Origin of the sequence: Methylobacterium sp. CCH5-D2, from assembly GCF_001556475.1 — a bacterium.
Lineage (GTDB): Bacteria > Pseudomonadota > Alphaproteobacteria > Rhizobiales > Beijerinckiaceae > Methylobacterium > Methylobacterium hispanicum.
The window spans coordinates 1-17,299 of sequence record NZ_LSIX01001089.1 but is presented as its reverse complement, the minus strand read 5'-3'; the positions used below and the strand labels follow the sequence as shown (position 1 = coordinate 17,299).

The following is a 17,299-nucleotide window of genomic DNA, read 5'->3' as shown; positions in this document are numbered from 1 at the left end:
GCCGTAGCCGTATCCGCCGTAGAGACCGCCGGCCGCGAGGCCGAGTCCCACGCCGAGGCCGAGCCCCCCGAGGCCGTAGCCGTAGCCGCGGCGCCAGCCGCCGCCGTAATAGCCGCCGCGCCAGCCGCCGTAACCGCCGCGCCAGCCGCCGCCGAAGCCTGCGCCGCGGTAGCCGAACCCGCCGCCGCGGAAACCGCCGAACCCGCCGCCACGGAAGCCGCCGAAGCCGCCGCCGTGGAAGCCGCCGCCGTGGAAGCCCCCGCCGAACCCGCGCGCGTCGGCGGAGGCCGGGACCATCGCGAGCGCGCCGAGCGCGAGGCTGGATGCGAGAACAACCCGCTTCATCTGATTCTCCGAGACCAACCTGAGAATGCCCCTACGCCACCTGAAACGTGCAGGAGCCCGCGACGGTTCGTGACCCCTCCGCGAGAGATCGGTCCGCGGGGCTCAAAGATTCGTGTTCTGGCGGGGCGCGCGACGGCGGAGGGCCCGAAAGCCGCCGTCTTTTGGCGTGAGGAACCGGCCCAGCTTGCGGACCCTCCGGCCGCTCCTGGGATCCCTCGATCATGCTCCACCGCGCACCTGTCCGCCTGGCGGCAGCCGGCCTCGTCGGATCGCTGCTCGCCGCACCGGCGGCGGCGCCGGCCGTGGCCGCGCCGGACGCCGCGCGGGCGGGCGCCCCCTGCGCGGCGGTTCAGGCCCAGGGCGAGAGCTTCACGGTCTGCACGGTGGACCTGCGGCGCCAGCGCGTGCGCCTGTTCTGGCTGGGTGCCGACGGCCTGCCCTACGCCTCGCTCGGCAGCCTCGCGGCGCGGCAGGGCGCGGGCCTGAGCTTCGCCATGAATGCCGGCATGTACGACAAGGGCCAGGCGCCGGTCGGGCTCTACGTCGAGGACGGGCGCGAGATGAAGCCGGTCTCGACCGCGAACGGGCCGGGCAACTTTCATCTCAAGCCCAACGGCGTGTTCTACGTGAAGGGCGAGCGCGCGGGCGTGCTCGACACCGCCCGCTACCTCAAGGCGAAGGTCAAGCCCGATTTCGCCACGCAATCCGGCCCGATGCTGGTGATCGACGGCCAGATCCACCCGAAGATCTCGGCGGACGGTCCGTCCCAGAAGATCCGCAACGGGGTCGGCACGCGCGACGACGGCCGCACCGCGGTCTTCGCGATCTCGGAGCGGCCGGTGACCTTCGGCGCCTTCGCGCGCCTGTTCCGGGACGACCTGGGCTGCCGCAACGCGCTGTTCCTGGACGGCAGCGTGTCGAGCCTCTACGCGCCGAACCTCGGCCGCAGCGACCTGAGCCGCCCGCTCGGGCCAATGGTGGGGGCGGTGGCGCGGTAGACGCCGCCGCCCGCCGTCTCAGCGCTGGCCGAAGGCGGTGTCCTTGAACAGGTCCTTGTACGCGCGCGGCTGGGAGCGCCAGTACTGCTTCGGGGCGCGGACCTGCGCGCCGAGTTCGGCCGCCGCGTGCCAGGGCCAGCGCGGGTCGTAGAGCATGGCGCGGGCGAGCGAGATCGCGTCCGCCCGTCCCTCGCGCAGGATGGCCTCCGCCTGCTCGGCCTCGGTGATCAGGCCGACCGCGATGGTGGCGAGCCCCGTCTCCGCCTTGATCCGCTCGGCGAAGGGCACCTGGTAGCCCGGCCCGAGGGTGATCGCCTGCTTCGGGGAGACGCCGCCCGTCGAGACGTGGAGCGCGGGCGAGCCCGCCGCCTTCAGGGCCTGCGCCAGCGCGAGGGTCTCCTCGAGGTCCCAGCCGTCCTCGACCCAGTCGGTCGCCGAGACGCGCAGCCAGACGGGGCTGCCCGCGGGCACCGCCTGACGCACGGCGTCGTAGATCTCCAGCGGGAAGCGCATCCGGTTCTGGAGGCTGCCGCCGTACTGGTCCGTGCGCTTGTTCGCGAGGGGCGAGAGGAACTGGTGCAGCAGGTAGCCGTGGGCGCCGTGCAGCTCGACCGCCTCGATCCCGAGGCGCACCGCGCGCTTCGCCGTCGCCACGAAATCCTCGCGCACCCGCTTCAGGTCGGCGGCGTCGAGGGCGTGGGGCGCCACCTCGCCCTCCGCGTGCGGGACGGCCGAGGGCGCCTCGGTGCGCCAGCCGTAGGGGTGCTCGGGCGGGATCTGCGCGCCGCCGGTCCAGGGCGCCTCGCTCGACGCCTTCCGGCCCGCATGCGCGATCTGGATGCAGACCGGGATCGGCGCGTAGTCCCGCACCGCGTCGAGGACGCGCGCGAGCGCCCGCTCGCAGCCGTCGTCGTAGAGGCCGAGGTCCCAGGCGGTGATGCGCGCCTCGGGCGAGACGGCGGTCGCCTCCAGCGTCAGCAGCCCGGCGCCCGACATGGCGAGCTGCCCGAGATGCATCATGTGCCAGTCGGTCGCCTGCCCGTCGCGGGCCGAGTACTGGCACATCGGCGCGATCAGGATGCGGTTGTCGAGGGTCAGGCCGTCGAGCGTGAGCGGTTCGAACAGGCGTGCGGTCATGAAGGGCGCTCCGGATGGACCGACCCTATCTGTCGCGGAGGTACCCGGTATGCCAGTCGGCCGGCGGCATGGCGGGGCGGCGTCAGGCGCCGCCGACGCCCCGCTGCGCGAGGCGCGCGCCGATCTCGTCGAGCGCCGTCGCGTCGTCGATCGTGGCCGGCATGGTCCAGGGCTCGTGGTCGGCGATGCGCTTCATGGTGGCGCGCAGGATCTTGCCGGAGCGGGTCTTGGGCAGGCGCGGCACCGTCAGCGCCAGCTTGAAGGCCGCCACCGGCCCGATCTCGTCGCGCACCTTGGCGACGAGCTCCCGCTCGATCTCGGCGGGCTCGCGCGCGACGTCGGCCTTCAGCACCACGAAGCCGCAGGGCACCTCCCCTTTGAGCGCGTCGCGGACGCCGATGACGGCGCATTCCGCCACATCGGGATGGCTGGCCAGCACCGCCTCCATGCCGCCCGTCGAGAGCCGGTGGCCCGCTACGTTGATGATGTCGTCGGTGCGGCCGAGCACCGTGATGTAGCCGTCCGCGTCGATCACGCCGGCGTCCGAGGTGTCGTAGTAGCCCGGGAAGGTCGCGAGGTAGCTCGCGCGCATGCGCTCGTCCGAGCCCCAGAGAGTCGGCAGGCAGCCCGGGGGCAGCGGCAGGCGGATCGCGATCGTGCCCATCGTGCCGGCCGGCACCGGCTTGCCGCCCTCGTCCAGGATCTCGACCCGGTAGCCCGGCATCGGCACGCAGGTGCTGCCGTGCTTGACCGGCAGCAGGCCGAGCCCGACCGGGTTGCCGGCGATCGGCCAGCCGGTCTCGGTCTGCCACCAATGGTCGATCACCGGCCGCTCGAGCACCCGCTCGGCCCAGGCGACGGAATCCGGGTCCGCCCGCTCGCCCGCCAGGAACAGGGTGCGGAAGCCGGAGAGGTCGTGGTCGGCCACGCGCGCGCCGCGCGGGTCCTCCTTCTTGATCGCCCTGAGCGCGGTCGGCGCGGTGAAGAGGCAGACCGTGCCGGTCTCGGCCACGACCCGCCAGAGCGCGCCCGCGTCCGGCGTGCCCACGGGCTTGCCCTCGTACAGCACCGTGGTGCAGCCGTGCAGGAGCGGCGCGTAGACGATGTAGCAGTGGCCGACCACCCAGCCGATGTCGGAGGCGCAGAAATAGGTCTCGCCGGGCTGGACGCCGTAGAGGTTCGGCATCGTCCAGGCGAGCGAGACCAGCTGCCCGCCGGTGTCGCGCACCACGCCCTTCGGCTTGCCGGTCGTGCCCGATGTGTAGAGTACGTAGAGCGGGTCGGTTGCCGCGACCGGCACGCACGCCGCCCGCTTCCCCGCCGCCCTGGCGGCGCCGACCGCCTCGGCCCAGTCGCGGTCGCGCCCCTCGGCCAGGGCGGCGGCGCATTGCGGGCGCTGGAGGATCAGGCAGAAATCCGGCGCGTGCGCGGCCATCCCGATCGCGGCGTCGAGGAGCGGCTTGTAGGCGACGGTGCGGCTCGGCTCGATGCCGCAGGAGGCGGCCAGCACGACCTTCGGACGGGCGTCGTCCAGGCGCACGGCGAGCTCGTTGGCGGCAAAGCCCCCGAACACGACCGAGTGGATCGCCCCGAGCCGCGCGCAGGCCAGCATGGCGAACATCGCCTCCGGCACCATGGGCATGTAGATGACGACACGGTCGCCCTTCCTCACGCCGAGATCGACGAGCACGGCGGCCAGCGTCGCCACCTCGTCCTGCAACTGCCCGTAGGTGATCGCGCGCTTCGTGCCGGTCACCGGCGAATCGTAGCGGATCGCGACCTGCTCGCGGCGCCCCCCGTCCGCGTGCCGGTCGACCGCGTTGTGGCAGGCGTTGAGTTCGCCGTCCGGGAACCAGCGGCCGTAGGGGCCCGAATCGGGATCGAAGGCGCGGTCCGGCAGCCGGTTCCAGTCGAGCGCCCGGGCGGCCTCCAGCCAGAAGGCGTCCGGATCGCGGCTCGCGGCGGCGTAGACCTCGGGATAGCGGCCGGGCAGGCTGGCGGACGTCATGGGGCGTTTCCTCGGCGAAACCGCTCTTCGGGGCGGGCCCACCTGTTCTAGCAGAGGCCGACCGGCCTGCGGCAGCCCGCCGGAAACGAAAACCGCCGCGCTTTCGGGCGCGGCGGCAGGGTCGATCCGGATAGTTGCGTGAACCGGGGCTCAGTGCAGCGTGCCGGCGGTGTCCTGGAGCCGGTTGATCTCGTCCTTGAGGTGGAGTTTCCGTCGCTTCAGCTCGGCGATGTGAAGGTCGTTTGCCGAGGGCCTGTGGATCGCTTCCTGAATCTCACGCTCGAGGGCTTCGTGCTTTCGGGTGAGTTGGTTCAGATGCGTCTGCAGCGACATGAGGCGAATCTCCTGTCCTTGTTCCGACGCACCCAACCTGCCACAGGTTTTGCCGGCTGTCGAAGGCAAACCACGTCGATCGGCTCCGGGTGCGGTGCGAGATTGTGTTGCCGTGCGGGGACGCCTGACGCATCCTCGGGCGCGGCGCGGTGCGTGTTTTCAGCGGGCGGCAATGACGGTCGAGTCGGTCGAAGAGAGCCAGAACGACAACCAGGGGGACCTCCTCGCGGAGCTCGCCCGGCTCAAGGAGGAGCACCGCGACCTCGACAGCGCGATCGATGCTCTGGAACGCAACGTCGTCGCCGACCAGCTCCAGATCCAGCGGCTGAAGAAGCGCAAGCTGACGCTGCGCGACCGCATCTCCTACGTCGAGGACCAGATCACCCCCGACATCATCGCCTGAGGGTGGGCCGGCCCGTGGATCGCGTGGGCGCATGGCTTGCGGGCCAGGGCGCACGCCTGTAACGGCGGACTTCGGCCGGGCTCACCCACCCGGCGCCAACGCGAGAGCACGCGTGTGAGCAACCCGGCAGCGCCACCCGTGGCGATCATCATGGGCTCCCAGTCCGACTGGGCGACCATGCGCAACGCCGCCGAGACCCTCGACGCGCTGGGCGTCGCCTACGACGCCCGCATCGTCTCCGCCCACCGCACGCCGGACCGGCTCGTGGCCTTCGCCAAGGGCGCGCGGGCGGCGGGATTCCGCGTGGTGATCGCGGGCGCGGGCGGGGCCGCGCACCTGCCCGGCATGGCCGCCGCGATGACGAGCCTGCCGGTCTTCGGCGTGCCCGTGGAATCGAAGGCGCTCTCGGGCCAGGACAGCCTGCTGTCGATCGTGCAGATGCCGGCCGGCATCCCGGTCGGCACGCTTGCCATCGGCCGGGCGGGCGCCGTCAACGCGGCGCTCCTCGCCGCCGCCGTGCTGGCGCTCACCGATGCGGGACTGGCCGACCGCCTCGACGCGTGGCGCGCCGCCCAGACCGCCGCCGTGGCCGAGCGGCCGGAGACCGAGCACCCGTGACCGCCAGAACCCTCGCGCCCGGTTCCACCCTCGGCATCGTCGGCGGCGGCCAGCTCGGGCGGATGATCGCGCTCGCGGCGGCGAATTACGGCCTCAAGGTCCACGTCTTCGCGCCCGACGCCGATTCCCCGGCCTTCGACGTCGCCGCGGTCGCGACCTGCGCCGCCTACGACGACGCCGAGGCGCTGACCCGCTTCGCCCAGAGCGTCGAGGCGATCACCTACGAGTTCGAGAACATCCCGCGCGAGACCGCGGACCTCTTGGCCCGCCACGCGCCGCTGCACCCGAGCGCCGACGCGCTCTCGACCACGCAGGACCGGCTCTCGGAGAAGAGCTTCATCAACGGCCTCGGCATCCCGACCGCGCCGTTCCGGCAGGTCGACACGCCCGACGACCTCGCCCGCGCCCTCGACGCGATCGGCCTGCCGGCGGTGCTCAAGACCCGCCGCTTCGGCTACGACGGCAAGGGCCAGCGCATCATCCGCACCGCGGCCGAGGGCGACCGCAACGCGATCTTCGCCGAGTTCGGCGGCGCGCCGCTGATCCTTGAAGGCTTCGTGCCCTTCGAGCGCGAGGTCTCGGTGGTGGCCGCCCGCGGGCAGGACGGGGGTTTTGCCGCGTTCGACCTCTGCCAGAACGAGCACCGGGATCACATCCTGGCGCTGACCCAGGTACCGGTGCCGGGCCTGTCGCCGGAGACGGGCGCGGCCGCCTACGAGATCGCCCGGCGCATCGCCGAGGCGCTCGACTACGTGGGCGTGCTGGCGGTCGAGATGTTCTTGGTGCGCGACGAGGCCGGCGAGCGCCTGATCGTCAACGAGATCGCCCCGCGGGTGCACAATTCCGGGCACTGGACGATCGAGGGGGCGCTGACCTCGCAGTTCGCCCAGCACGTGCGCGCCGTCTGCGGCTGGCCGCTGGGCGAGGCCGCCCGCACCGGCGGGCTCGCGGTCGAGATGCGCAACCTGATCGGGGAGGAGGCCGGCGACTGGCGGGCGATCCTCGCCGAGCCCGGCGCGCACCTGCACCTCTACGGCAAGGGCGAGGCCCGGGCCGGCCGCAAGATGGGCCACGTCACGCGGCTCTTGCCCCGGGCGGACTGAGTCCACCGGAACACAGTCGGCCGGCCGCGTGCGGCTCGAGCGGCCCTCGGGGACGCCGTCCGACCGGGGGGCCATACCTTCGCCACATCCTCTGGCTTCCAGGGACATCGTCGCCCGGTCTTAAGCGCGCGTTCACCGCGCCGCGCGATCGTCCCGCCGTCCGTCCGGTCCAGCGGGATTGCCGACCGGAGCGAGCGTCGGCGTATCGGCGCGACGGACAGGGTTTTGAGGGGACGAACCTGCGGATCGTGCCCCGAGGGGAGCGGGTGATGAGGTGGATGAGCGTGCGCGCGTCGCGGACGGCGCTGGTCGGGTCGGCCCTGGTGGCGACCGTCGCGCTCGCGGGTTGCGAGACCATGGGCAGCGTGGCCACCGCCCCGCGCCAGTTCGCGGTGCTGGAGACCGACACCACCGGCGCGACCACCACGAACATCGCCTCGCTGACCGAGGTGGTGCAGCGCAATCCCGGTGACGCGGCGGCCTACAACACCCGCGGCGCCGCCTACGCCCGCGCGGGCCAGTTCAGCGAGGCCATCGCCGACTTCACCAAGGCGGTGCAGATCGACCCGAACTCGGGCTCGGCCTACAACAACCGCGCTTTGGCACTGCGCCAGACCGGCCGCAACGACGCCGCGCTGCAGGATTTCGGCAAGGCGATCAACGCCGACCCGAACTACGGCCCCGCCTATATCGGCCGCGCCAACGTGCTGCGAGCCCAAGGCGACGTGGAGGGCGCGCTGGCCGACCTCAACGTGGCGATCCGCCTGATGCCGGAATCGGCCGAGGCCTACCACGCCCGCGGCCTCGTGCGGCAGAAGCAGGGCCAGAACAGCCAGGCCATCGCCGACTTCGACGCGGCCATCGACCGCAACCCCTTCGTGTCCGCGCCCTACGCGGCCCGCGGCCAGAGCCTGATCGCCACGAACCAGTACGACAAGGCGATCGAGGACTACAACGCGGCCCTCAACGTCAACAACAAGGACGCCACCTCCTGGGCCTATCGCGGGCTCGCCTACGAGAAGTCGAACCGCCGCAAGGAGGCGCTGGAGAACTACCAGCGCGCCGCCGGCATCGACCCGAACAACGCGGTGGCCAAGCAGGGCCTGGGACGGGTGCAGGGCGGGGTGGGCTCGCTGTTCAACTGATATGTTGCGATCCGCACAGTTCCGGCCGAGGCGCGAGTCCCCTCTCCCGTGCGGGAGAGGTCTGCTTTCGCAGAAAGCCGGGTGAGGAACGAGAACTGTCAGGATCGGGCATGACAGGCTCGCTCGGCAGCCTTGCGCCTCTTTCGTAGAGTTCTCACCCCTCACCCCAACCCTCTCCCGCACGGGAGAGGGGGCGCGGCGCGGTTCGAGCCCGATCCTCCGGGGCGATCACGCAGATGCAGGTAAGCTGCTGACCGCGCTCACGCCTTGAACGCTGGCTGACACGTCGCGCAGAAGAAGGTCGAGCGGCCGGACTGCACGATGCGCGCCACCGTGCCGCCGCAGCCCGGCGCGCGGCAGGGCTCGTTGACGCGGTCGTAGACCCGGAAGGCGTGCTGGAAGGCGCCCGCGCTGCCGTCGGTGTGGGCGTAGTCCCGCAGGGTCGAGCCGCCTGCCGCGACCGCCTCGGTCAGCACCTGCCGGATCGTGCGGGCGAGCAGCGTCGCCTTCGGTGTCGGCTTGCCGTCCGCCTTCGCCAGACATCCCGCGGGCGTCTCCGGGTGGAGCCCCGCCCGGTGCAGCGCCTCGCAGACGTAGATGTTGCCGAGTCCCGCGATCAGCCGCTGGTCGAGCAGCGCCGCCTTCAGCGGCGTGAACCGGTTGCGGAAGAGCCGCGCGATCACCGCGCCGTCGAGCCCCGGCTCCAGGGGCTCGATGCCCATGCCGGCGAAGTGACGGGAGGCGGCGAGGTCGGCCGTCGGCACCAGATCCATGAAGCCGAAGCGGCGCACGTCGTTGTAGGTGACGGTGGCCCCCGTGCCCATCGCCATCACGACGTGGTCGTGCTTCGGCACGCCCTGCGCCCCCTCGAGGTAGAAGTCGCCCGGCGAGAGGTTTCGCCCGTCCGGCATCGCCACGTCGAAGCGCCCGCTCATGCCGAGATGCATCACCAGCGTCTCGCCGGAATCGAGATGCGCTGTCAGGTACTTCGCCCGGCGGGCCAGATCCGTGACCGTCCGCCCCTCCAGCCGCTCGGCGAAGCGCTCGGGGAAGGGGAAGCGCAGGTTCGGCCGCCGCAGGGTGACGCGGGCGAAGCGGGCGCCGACCATCGCGGGCACGAGCCCCCGGCGCACGGTCTCGACTTCGGGAAGCTCGGGCATGTCGTCCTATGTCGCGGCCGGAAGCGGCGCGCCTCTCAGATGGGAACGGCCCTCGCCCCGTGCCACGGTCCGGCCCTCGCGGCCGAGGCGGGCGACGGCTACTCAATCTTCACGCATCGGAGTCAACAATTCCGGACATCCGATGCTCCGGCGATCACCAGGACCGATTAGATTTCGGGCCTATCGGTGCGGTCTCGCCGAGCCTGATCCGCGGGGTCGACGACATGCTCTCATCTGTGACCTCCGGATCGACGGCTCTCCTGCTGTTGCGGCAATCATCCGCAGCGGCCGTCGCGCGGAAGTCGGACTCCAACCCGAACAACCTCCTGTCGTCATCCGTCGATCCGAGTGCGCACCGAACCGAGGCCGAGTCCAACGCGGCCCTGTTCAGCGTGAACAGCCCGAATCCCGTGAAGGAACTGAGCGCGATGCTGGTGCGCGTCGGACACGTATTCGGGATCGAGCCCGACGATTACGCGACGCAATCCGAATTCGTGGCTGCGCTCGGCGAAACCTTCGCGAAACTGACGGCGAAGCCAGGCGACCCGGAAATGATCGACACGATCGCCGAGCGCCTGAGCCTGGACGAAGAGACCGTAGAGACCCTGAAGAAACAGAAGACGCCCGACCTGCTCGCCGCCACGATCGAGAAGGCGCTTGGCCTCGATCGGCGCGGCGTCTCGCTGACCGCCGTGATCGCGGCGGGGAAGGACCCGAGCTCGTCCGAGGCCGAGGCCGTATACTCGGCCCTTCTGAAAGGGCTGGATCCCGCGCAGGAGCCGATCGGCTGGGAGGATCTGGGTCTCTATCGGCCAGGACCGACCGCCGGCCGAACGGTCGCGTAGCCTGGGAGAACCCGTCCCGTGCGATTGCGCCCGATGGCGCTCCCGGCACGGCTTCGCTATGGAGGCGGCCATGGAGAAGCCCATGGCCGCCGACGAGACCACCGATTTCGGTTACGAGCGGGTGGCGCTCGCGCAGAAGCAGGGCCGCGTGGACGCGGTGTTCCACTCGGTCGCCCGCCGCTACGACGTGATGAACGACCTGATGTCGGCGGGCCTGCACCGGGCCTGGAAGGCGCAGCTCGTCTCGATGCTGCGCCCGTCGAGGAGCCGGCCCCACCGCCACCTCGACGTGGCGGGCGGCACCGGCGACGTCGCCTTCCGGGTGCTCGACGCAGGAGGCGCGCGCACCGACGTGACGGTGCTCGACATCAACGAGTCGATGCTGCGCGTGGGCGCCGAGCGCGCGCCCGAACGGTTCAAGGGGCGGATCGACTTCGTCACTGGCAACGCCGAGAGCCTGCCGCTGCCGGACGCTACCTTCGACGCCTACACCATCGCCTTCGGCATCCGGAACGTGCCGCGCATCGACCTCGCGCTCGCCGAGGCCCGGCGCGTGCTGAAGCCCGGCGGCCGCTTCCTCTGCCTCGAATTCTCGCAGGTCGACCTGCCGGTGCTCGACAGGATCTACGACGCCTACTCCTTCCACGTGATCCCGCGCATCGGCGCGCGGGTGGCGGGCGACGCGGAATCCTACCGCTACCTCGTGGAATCGATCCGCAAGTTCCCGACGCGCGGCGCCTTCGCGGGGCTGATCGAGCAGGCGGGCTTCCGCCACGTCACCGACCGGCCGCTGTCCGGCGGCATCGTCGCCATCCATTCCGGCTGGAAGGTCTCGTGAGCGCGTCGCGGCGCGGCCGAGAGGGCTGATCCGATGCTCGGCGCGGTCTTCCACCTGGCGCGCGGCGCCCATGTCGGCTTCGTGCTGGCGCGCGAGGGCGCTCTGTCCTTCGTCGACCCCTCCGAGCTGCCGCCGCACCTGCGGCTCGCGCTGAAGGTCGGCCGCTCGCTGGAGCGGCCCGGCCTCGGCGACGGCGCTGCCCGCCTCTCGGCGGCGATGACCCGGCTCGGGCCGAGCTACGTCAAGTTCGGCCAGTTCCTGGCGACGCGCCCCGACATCGTCGGCATGAAGGCCGCCCACGACCTGGAGCAATTGCAGGACCGGGTGCCGCCCTTCCCGCAGGCGATTGCGGTCCGGGTGGTGGAGGCCGCCTTCGGCAAGCCGATCACCGCCCTGTTCGCGGCCTTCAGCGAGCCGATCGCCGCGGCCTCCATCGCCCAGGTGCACAAGGCGGTCGTGCAGGACGCGGACGGGACGCAGCGCGCGCTCGCCGTGAAGATCATGCGGCCGGGCGTGCGCGAGCGCTTCCAGCGCGACCTGCAGGTGATGCGCTTCATCGCCCGCGTGGTCCACGCGCTCTCGCCCCAGGCCGAGCGGCTGCGCCCGCGCGAGGTGGTCGAGATCCTCGCCCGCTCCGTGATGATGGAGATGGATTTCCGCCTGGAGGCGGCGGCGGCGTCCGAACTCGCCCAGAACACGCGGGACGACCCCGACTTCCGCGTGCCGAAGCCCGAATGGGAGCTGACGGCGCGCGACGTGCTCTCCTCCGAGTGGATCGACGGGACGAAGCTGCACAGCAAGGCCGAGATCGTGGCGGCCGGGCTCGACCCCGAGGCGGTCGGCCGGGCGGTGATCCAGAGCTTCCTGCGCCACGCCATCCGGGACGGCTTCTTCCACGCGGACATGCACCAGGGGAACCTGTTCGTGGACGCGGAGGGCAAGCTCGTCGCGGTCGATTTCGGCATCATGGGCCGGCTCGGGCGCAACGAGCGGCGCTTCCTGGCCGAGATCCTGCTCGGCTTCATCATGCGCGACTACCGCCGCGTCGCGCAGGTGCATTTCGAGGCCGGCTACGTGCCGGCGCACCACTCGGTCGAGGATTTCGCGCAGGCGATCCGGGCGATCGGCGAGCCGATCCACCAGCGCCGGGCCGACGAGATCTCGATGGCCAAGGTGCTGACGCTCCTGTTCGACGTCACCGCGCTCTTCGACATGAGCACGCGCACCGAACTGGTGATGCTGCAGAAGACCATGGTGGTGGTCGAGGGCGTCGCCCGCTCGCTCGACCCCCGGCTCGACATGTGGACGACCGCCGAGCCCGTGGTGCGCGCCTGGATCGGGCGCAACCTCGGCCCCGTCGGGCGCCTCGAGCAGGGCGCGGACGCGCTGCGCACCCTCGCGGACGTGGTGGCGGAGTTCCCCGACCTCGCCCAGCGCCTGAAGCGGGTGATCGTGCGCCTCGACGAGTCGGGCACCGGCGACGCGCAGCGCATCGAGCGCTTCGCCCGCAACGAGCGCCGCCGGGCCGTCCTGCAGACCCTGGCGCTCTGGGGCATCGCGGTCGGTGCGCTGGTGCTGGCCTTCCGGTAGAACGCTCCCCCATGACCCTGCCGCTCGCCGACCGCCGCATCCTCCTCGTCATCGGCGGGGGCATCGCGGCCTACAAGGCGCTGGACCTGATCCGGCGCCTGCGCGAGCGGGGCGCCTCCGTCTGCCCGGTGCTCACCGCGGGCGCGCAGGAATTCGTGACGCCCCTCGCGGCGGCCGCGCTCGCGGGCGAGCGCGCCCATACCGACCTGTTCGACCGCGCCGAGGAGGCCGATATCGGCCACATCAAGCTGGCGCGCCAGGCGGACGCCGTGGTGGTGGCGCCCGCCACCGCCAACCTGATGGCCCGGATGGCGACCGGCCAGACGCCGGACCTCGCCGGCACGGTGCTGCTGGCCACCACCCTGCCGATCCTGATCGCGCCCGCCATGAACGTGCGGATGTGGGCCCACCCGGCGACGCGGCGCAACCTCGCGACCCTGGTCGGCGACGGCGTGCGGGTCGTCGGCCCCAACGCCGGCCGCATGGCCGAGAACGAGACCGGCCCCGGCCGGATGGCCGAGCCCACCGAGATCGCCGACGCCGTCGCGGCGATGCTGGGCGCCCGTTCGGGCGCGCTCGCCGGACGGCGCGTGCTGGTGACCTCGGGGCCGACCCACGAGCCGATCGACCCGGTGCGCTACCTCGCCAACCGCTCCTCGGGCCGCCAGGGCCACGCCATCGCGGAGGCCGCTGCGGCCGCCGGCGCCGACGTCACCCTGGTCTCCGGGCCGGTCGCGATCCCCGATCCGGCCGGGGTGAGGGTCGTGCGCGTCGAGACGGCGCGCGAGATGCTGGCGGCGGTGCAGAACGCGCTGCCGGCCGACCTCGCGGTCTTCGCCGCGGCGGTCGGCGACTGGCGTCCGGCCGCCGAGCGGGCGGGCAAGATCAAGAAGGACGGCTCGGCTCCCCCGCCGCTGGCGCTCGTCGAGAATCCCGACATCCTGGCCACCGTCTCGGGTCTGGCGGAGAACCGGCCGCGCCTCGTCGTCGGCTTCGCGGCCGAGACCGACCGGGTGCTGGAGCATGCCCGCGCCAAGCTCGCCCGCAAGGGCTGCGACCTCCTGGTGGCCAACGACGTCTCGCCCGCGGGCGGGGTGATGGGCGGCGAGCGCAACACCATCCACCTTCTGGGCCGCGACGGCGCGCTGGAGACCTGGCCGACGCTTCCGAAGGACGAGGTCGGCCGCCGGCTGGTCGAGCGGTTCGCGGCGCTCCTCGGCGGGACCTGAGGCGCCTCAGGCGCGCGGCAGCATCCGGTCGCTGATGATGCGGCGCTGGATCTCGCTCGTGCCCTCGAAGATCGTGGTGAGGCGGGCGTCGCGCCAGTAGCGCTCGACGCGGCGCTCGGTGGTGTAGCCGTTGCCGCCGTGGAGCTGCATGGCCTGGTTGGTCACCCGCACGGCCATCTCGGTGGCGAGCAGCTTCACCATCGCGGATTCGCTCTCGGCCGGCTCTCCCTGGTCGAGGAGGTGGGCGACCTGGCACCAGAAGGCCCGCGCCTGCGCGACCTCGGCGGCCATGTCGGCGAGCGCGAAGCGCAGCGCCTGGAACTCGGCGATTGGGTGCCCGAACTGCTCGCGTTCCTGCAGGTAGGCTTGGGTGTCCTCCACCGCCGCGCGGGCCACGCCGACCGCCCGGGCGGCGGTGTGGACGCGGGCGATGTTGAGGCCGCGCTGCACGGCGGCGAAGCCGCCCGAATCGGCGTCCGCGCCCATGTCGCCGTAGAGCCCGGTGAGCCGGTCACTCTCGGGCACGCGCACCCCGTCGAGTTCGAGCTGGTAGGTCTGGAAGCCGTGATAGCCGACCTTGTCGATGGCCCGGCCCGTCATGCCCTCCGGGAAGGTGCCGGGCCGCTTCACCACCAGGAAGGGTTCGAGCCCGGCCGAGCGCGGCTCGCCCGGCTCCGGGTCCCGGGTGCGGGCCAGGACCTCGATGAAGTCGGCCGCCAGCGCGAACCCGGCCCAGCGCTTCGTGCCGGTGAGGATCCAGTCGTCGCCCTCGCGCACCGCCCGGGTCCGAACGCCAGCAAGGTCCGAGCCGGCGGTCGGCTCGGAGAGCGAGATGCTGCCGATCCACCGTCCCCGCGCGGACTTGGCGAGCAGGTCAAGGCGGCGCGCGTCGTCGATCGTCTGGGTGCCGAGCCCCTGCCCGCGCGCCAGGATGCTGCCGACCGACAGCCAAGCGCGGGCGAGTTCCTCCGAGACGAGGCAGTACTCGAACACGCCGAGGCCCATGCCGCCGTGCTCGGCCGGGATCGTGATGCCGAACCAGCCCTTCGCCGCCATCTGGTCGATGAGCGCGCGCGGCATCTCGCCCTTGCGGGGATCGAGCTCGTCGGCGAGCGGCAGCACGACGTCGCGGGCGAAGGCGCGGGCCTCAGCCTGCAGGGCGGCGCGCCGCTCCGTGCGCCAGGGCGCCTGCAGCTCGGGCGGTCGCGGCTCGATCGGATTCTGCAGCATCGGTTCCTCCCGCTCGGGTTCCGTCGGGCCGGGTCGCGCGCCCCCGCCTCTCCGCCGGCAGATAGGGCGTAGCGCCGCGCTTTCCCCGCGCCGGGCCCGCGCCAGTTGAGCTTAACGTTTGATGCGGCGCGCGATCGTCCGATCCGTTAACCGTGACGCGAGCCGCAGCGGAGATTGGCACGATGCCGTCCGTCGATCCGGTCAGCCCCGTTCTCGAAAGCCTGTTCTCCCTGCTGGCCGAGGCCCCGCCGGGCCGTGACCGTGCTGCGGCGGAGCGTTTCGCCGAGCGGCTCGACCGGCTCGAATACGCGGCGCGCTGGGAGGGTGCGGGTCCGGAAACGCTCGCGGCGATTGCCGGGGCGCGGATGCTGCTCGGCCTCGCGGCCTATCCCGTGCCCAGACGGATCGGTCTCCCGCAACGCGTCCCGCGCGAGGTCCCCGTCGCGGAGCAGCGCACGGCCCATTGAGCGGACCGAGCGCCGCGCGCATCGTGTCGCGCCGCATCGAGACGGCGTGAAGTTTTCCCGCAGCGCGCAGGAACACGGTGTCGCGAGCCGGCTCGTCTTCGTTCCGACGCAGGAGGTCGGTCGATGCGGGAACTCGCCCGGCGCGAAACACCGGCGAAAGCTTCGCCGAGCCTTGACGCCGGCTCGGGCGCGGGGTCATTGGCCGCGATGCCGGATCAGGCCGCCGGATCGAGAGAGCGGCCGCCGGACACAAGAGACCGGAGGTCCCTGTTGAAACGCTCGCGCCGCACGAAGATCGTCGCCACCCTCGGGCCGGCCTCCGACACGCCCGAGATGATCGCGAAGCTCTTCCACGCGGGCGCCGACGTATTCCGGCTCAACATGAGCCACCTGGCCCGCGAGAAGCTGCCCGAGAAGGTCGAGGTGATCCGCGCCGTGGAGCGCGAGGCCAAGCGCCCGATCGCGATCCTGGTCGATCTCCAGGGCCCGAAGCTGCGCCTCGGCACCTTCGCGGAGGGCGCGGCGATGATCGAGAACGGCGCCACCTTCGTGCTCGACGCGGATCCGGCGCCCGGCAATGCCGAACGGGTGCACCTGCCCCATCCGGAGATCCTGCAGGCGCTGGAGCCCGGCCACGCCATCCTGGTCGATGACGGCAAGTTGCGCCTCACCGTCACGGAGGCCGAGGCGGGTCGGGCCGTGACGCGCGTCGAGGTCGGCGGGCGCATCTCCAACCGCAAGGGCGTGTCGCTGCCCCATACGGTGATCCCGCTGCCGGCGATGACCGACAAGGACCGCTCCGACCTGGAGGCCGGGCTGAACGCGGGCGCCGACTGGATCGCCGTCTCCTTCGTCCAGCGGCCCGAGGACGTGGCCGAGGTGAAGAAGGTCGCGGCCGGCCGCGCCCTGGTCATGGCCAAGATCGAGAAGCCGCAGGCGCTCTCGCGGCTCGAGGAGATCATCGAGATCTCGGACGGGCTGATGGTGGCCCGCGGCGATCTCGGGGTCGAGATGCCGCTGGAGCAGGTGCCGGGCGTGCAGAAGCGCATCACGCGCGCCTCGCGTCGCCTCGGCAAGCCGGTGGTCGTGGCGACCCAGATGCTCGAATCGATGATCACCGCGCCGGTGCCCACCCGCGCCGAGGTCTCGGACGTGGCCACCGCGGTCTACGAGGGCGCGGACGCCGTGATGCTCTCGGCCGAGAGCGCGTCGGGCGCCTTCCCGGTCGAGGCGATCACCACGATGAGCCGGATCGCCGAGCAGGTGGAGCGGGACCAGCTCTACTGGTCGATCATCCGGGCGCAATCCTCGACCCCGGACCACACCGCCGCCGACGCGATCGCGGCGGCCGCCCACCAGATGGTCGATGCGCTGGATCTCACCGCCATCATGGCCTGGACGCATTCGGGCTCGACGGCGCTGCGCCTCTCGCGCGAGCGCCCGAACGCCACCGTGATCGCGCTCACCCCGAAGCGCGAGACCGCCCGGCGGCTCGCCATGGCCTGGGGCACGCACCCGATCGTGACGAAGGACGCGTCCGACGTCGACGACATGGCCTCGCGTGCCTGCAAGTTCGCGGTGCGCGAGCGCTTCGCGGACGTCGGCGACCGGGTGATCGTGGTGGCGGGCGTGCCCTTCGGGACGCCGGGCGCCACGAACCTCGTGCGCATCGCCTTCGTGACGCGGGAGCACGCCGAGCGGGCGTGACGCGCGGCCAGCCCATCCCGCAGAGCGGGCCGATCGCACCTGATAGGACAGTCCGGGTCCCTCGCGGGGCAGCCCGGATTCCGGATCGGGCGCGGGTCCCCTCTCCCATAGGGAGAGGTCTGCTTTCGCAGAAAGCCGGGTGA

At 72.1% G+C, this 17,299-nt stretch carries 16 protein-coding genes and 1 pseudogene; 11 read left to right on the top strand and 6 right to left on the bottom strand.

The window, feature by feature from the left end:
- Nucleotides 1-345: pseudogene (locus tag AX737_RS29375) on the bottom strand (hypothetical protein); the annotation flags it as partial.
- Between the two features lie 221 nt (nt 346-566).
- On the opposite strand from AX737_RS29375, the gene AX737_RS29370 reads away from it, so the two are divergent.
- Nucleotides 567-1,343, top strand: a complete 777-nt coding sequence (locus tag AX737_RS29370; protein WP_066927530.1) for a phosphodiester glycosidase family protein — start codon at nt 567-569, stop codon at nt 1,341-1,343.
- A gap of 18 nt (nt 1,344-1,361) precedes the next feature.
- On the opposite strand, the gene AX737_RS29365 is transcribed toward AX737_RS29370, so the two are convergent.
- The 3 genes from AX737_RS29365 to AX737_RS29355 form a co-directional block, all read right to left on the bottom strand.
- Nucleotides 1,362-2,480: an NADH:flavin oxidoreductase/NADH oxidase gene (locus tag AX737_RS29365; protein ID WP_066927528.1), complete on the bottom strand. Its 1,119-nt coding sequence runs from the start codon at nt 2,478-2,480 to the stop codon at nt 1,362-1,364.
- An 82-nt stretch (nt 2,481-2,562) separates the two neighbouring features.
- Nucleotides 2,563-4,488, bottom strand: coding sequence for a propionyl-CoA synthetase (locus tag AX737_RS29360; protein WP_066927526.1), 1,926 nt, complete (start codon nt 4,486-4,488; stop codon nt 2,563-2,565).
- A 150-nt stretch (nt 4,489-4,638) separates the two neighbouring features.
- Nucleotides 4,639-4,821, bottom strand: a complete 183-nt coding sequence (locus AX737_RS29355) for a DUF465 domain-containing protein (protein ID WP_066927524.1) — start codon at nt 4,819-4,821, stop codon at nt 4,639-4,641.
- A 172-nt stretch (nt 4,822-4,993) separates the two neighbouring features.
- On the opposite strand from AX737_RS29355, the gene AX737_RS29350 reads away from it, so the two are divergent.
- From AX737_RS29350 to AX737_RS29335, 4 genes are all read left to right on the top strand, one after another.
- Nucleotides 4,994-5,224 (top strand): DUF465 domain-containing protein, encoded by a 231-nt coding sequence (locus AX737_RS29350; RefSeq protein WP_066927522.1) that lies wholly within the window; start codon nt 4,994-4,996, stop codon nt 5,222-5,224.
- A 150-nt stretch (nt 5,225-5,374) separates the two neighbouring features.
- Entirely contained in the window at nt 5,375-5,842 is a 468-nt protein-coding gene (gene purE, locus AX737_RS29345) for a 5-(carboxyamino)imidazole ribonucleotide mutase (RefSeq protein ID WP_066927534.1), read from the top strand.
- Nucleotides 5,839-6,945, top strand: coding sequence for a 5-(carboxyamino)imidazole ribonucleotide synthase (locus AX737_RS29340; RefSeq protein ID WP_066927520.1), 1,107 nt, complete (start codon nt 5,839-5,841; stop codon nt 6,943-6,945). Before purE ends, AX737_RS29340 begins: the two co-directional genes overlap by 4 nt.
- Before the next feature lie 278 nt (nt 6,946-7,223).
- Nucleotides 7,224-8,090 carry a tetratricopeptide repeat protein gene (locus tag AX737_RS29335; protein ID WP_156454041.1) on the top strand — a complete coding sequence of 289 codons (867 nt, stop codon included), beginning with the start codon at nt 7,224-7,226 and terminating at the stop codon, nt 8,088-8,090.
- A gap of 260 nt (nt 8,091-8,350) precedes the next feature.
- On the opposite strand, the gene mutM is transcribed toward AX737_RS29335, so the two are convergent.
- Nucleotides 8,351-9,250, bottom strand: coding sequence for a bifunctional DNA-formamidopyrimidine glycosylase/DNA-(apurinic or apyrimidinic site) lyase (gene mutM, locus AX737_RS29330; RefSeq protein ID WP_066927517.1), 900 nt, complete (start codon nt 9,248-9,250; stop codon nt 8,351-8,353).
- 236 nt (nt 9,251-9,486) lie between these two features.
- Here mutM and AX737_RS29325 point away from each other — a divergent pair, with 236 nt between their 5' ends.
- From AX737_RS29325 to coaBC, 4 genes are all read left to right on the top strand, one after another.
- A complete protein-coding gene (locus AX737_RS29325) occupies nt 9,487-10,095 on the top strand; it encodes a hypothetical protein (protein WP_066927515.1) in 609 nt (202 codons plus the stop codon).
- A gap of 82 nt (nt 10,096-10,177) precedes the next feature.
- Entirely contained in the window at nt 10,178-10,933 is a 756-nt protein-coding gene (gene ubiE, locus AX737_RS29320; protein ID WP_066927532.1) for a bifunctional demethylmenaquinone methyltransferase/2-methoxy-6-polyprenyl-1,4-benzoquinol methylase UbiE, read from the top strand.
- A 33-nt stretch (nt 10,934-10,966) separates the two neighbouring features.
- On the top strand, nt 10,967-12,523 hold the full coding sequence (gene ubiB / locus AX737_RS29315) for a 2-polyprenylphenol 6-hydroxylase (RefSeq protein ID WP_066927513.1): 1,557 nt from the start codon (nt 10,967-10,969) through the stop codon (nt 12,521-12,523).
- An 11-nt stretch (nt 12,524-12,534) separates the two neighbouring features.
- Entirely contained in the window at nt 12,535-13,752 is a 1,218-nt protein-coding gene (gene coaBC, locus AX737_RS29310; RefSeq protein WP_066927511.1) for a bifunctional phosphopantothenoylcysteine decarboxylase/phosphopantothenate--cysteine ligase CoaBC, read from the top strand.
- Nucleotides 13,753-13,758: 6 nt separating this feature from the next.
- Here the strand turns inward: coaBC and AX737_RS29305 are convergent, their stop codons facing one another.
- Entirely contained in the window at nt 13,759-14,982 is a 1,224-nt protein-coding gene (locus AX737_RS29305) for an acyl-CoA dehydrogenase family protein (protein ID WP_066927510.1), read from the bottom strand.
- Between the two features lie 182 nt (nt 14,983-15,164).
- Here AX737_RS29305 and AX737_RS29300 point away from each other — a divergent pair, with 182 nt between their 5' ends.
- Nucleotides 15,165-15,449, top strand: coding sequence for a hypothetical protein (locus AX737_RS29300; RefSeq protein WP_066927508.1), 285 nt, complete (start codon nt 15,165-15,167; stop codon nt 15,447-15,449).
- Nucleotides 15,450-15,719: 270 nt separating this feature from the next.
- On the top strand, nt 15,720-17,156 hold the full coding sequence (gene pyk / locus AX737_RS29295; protein WP_066927506.1) for a pyruvate kinase: 1,437 nt from the start codon (nt 15,720-15,722) through the stop codon (nt 17,154-17,156).
- Nucleotides 17,157-17,299: the final 143 nt, after the last annotated feature.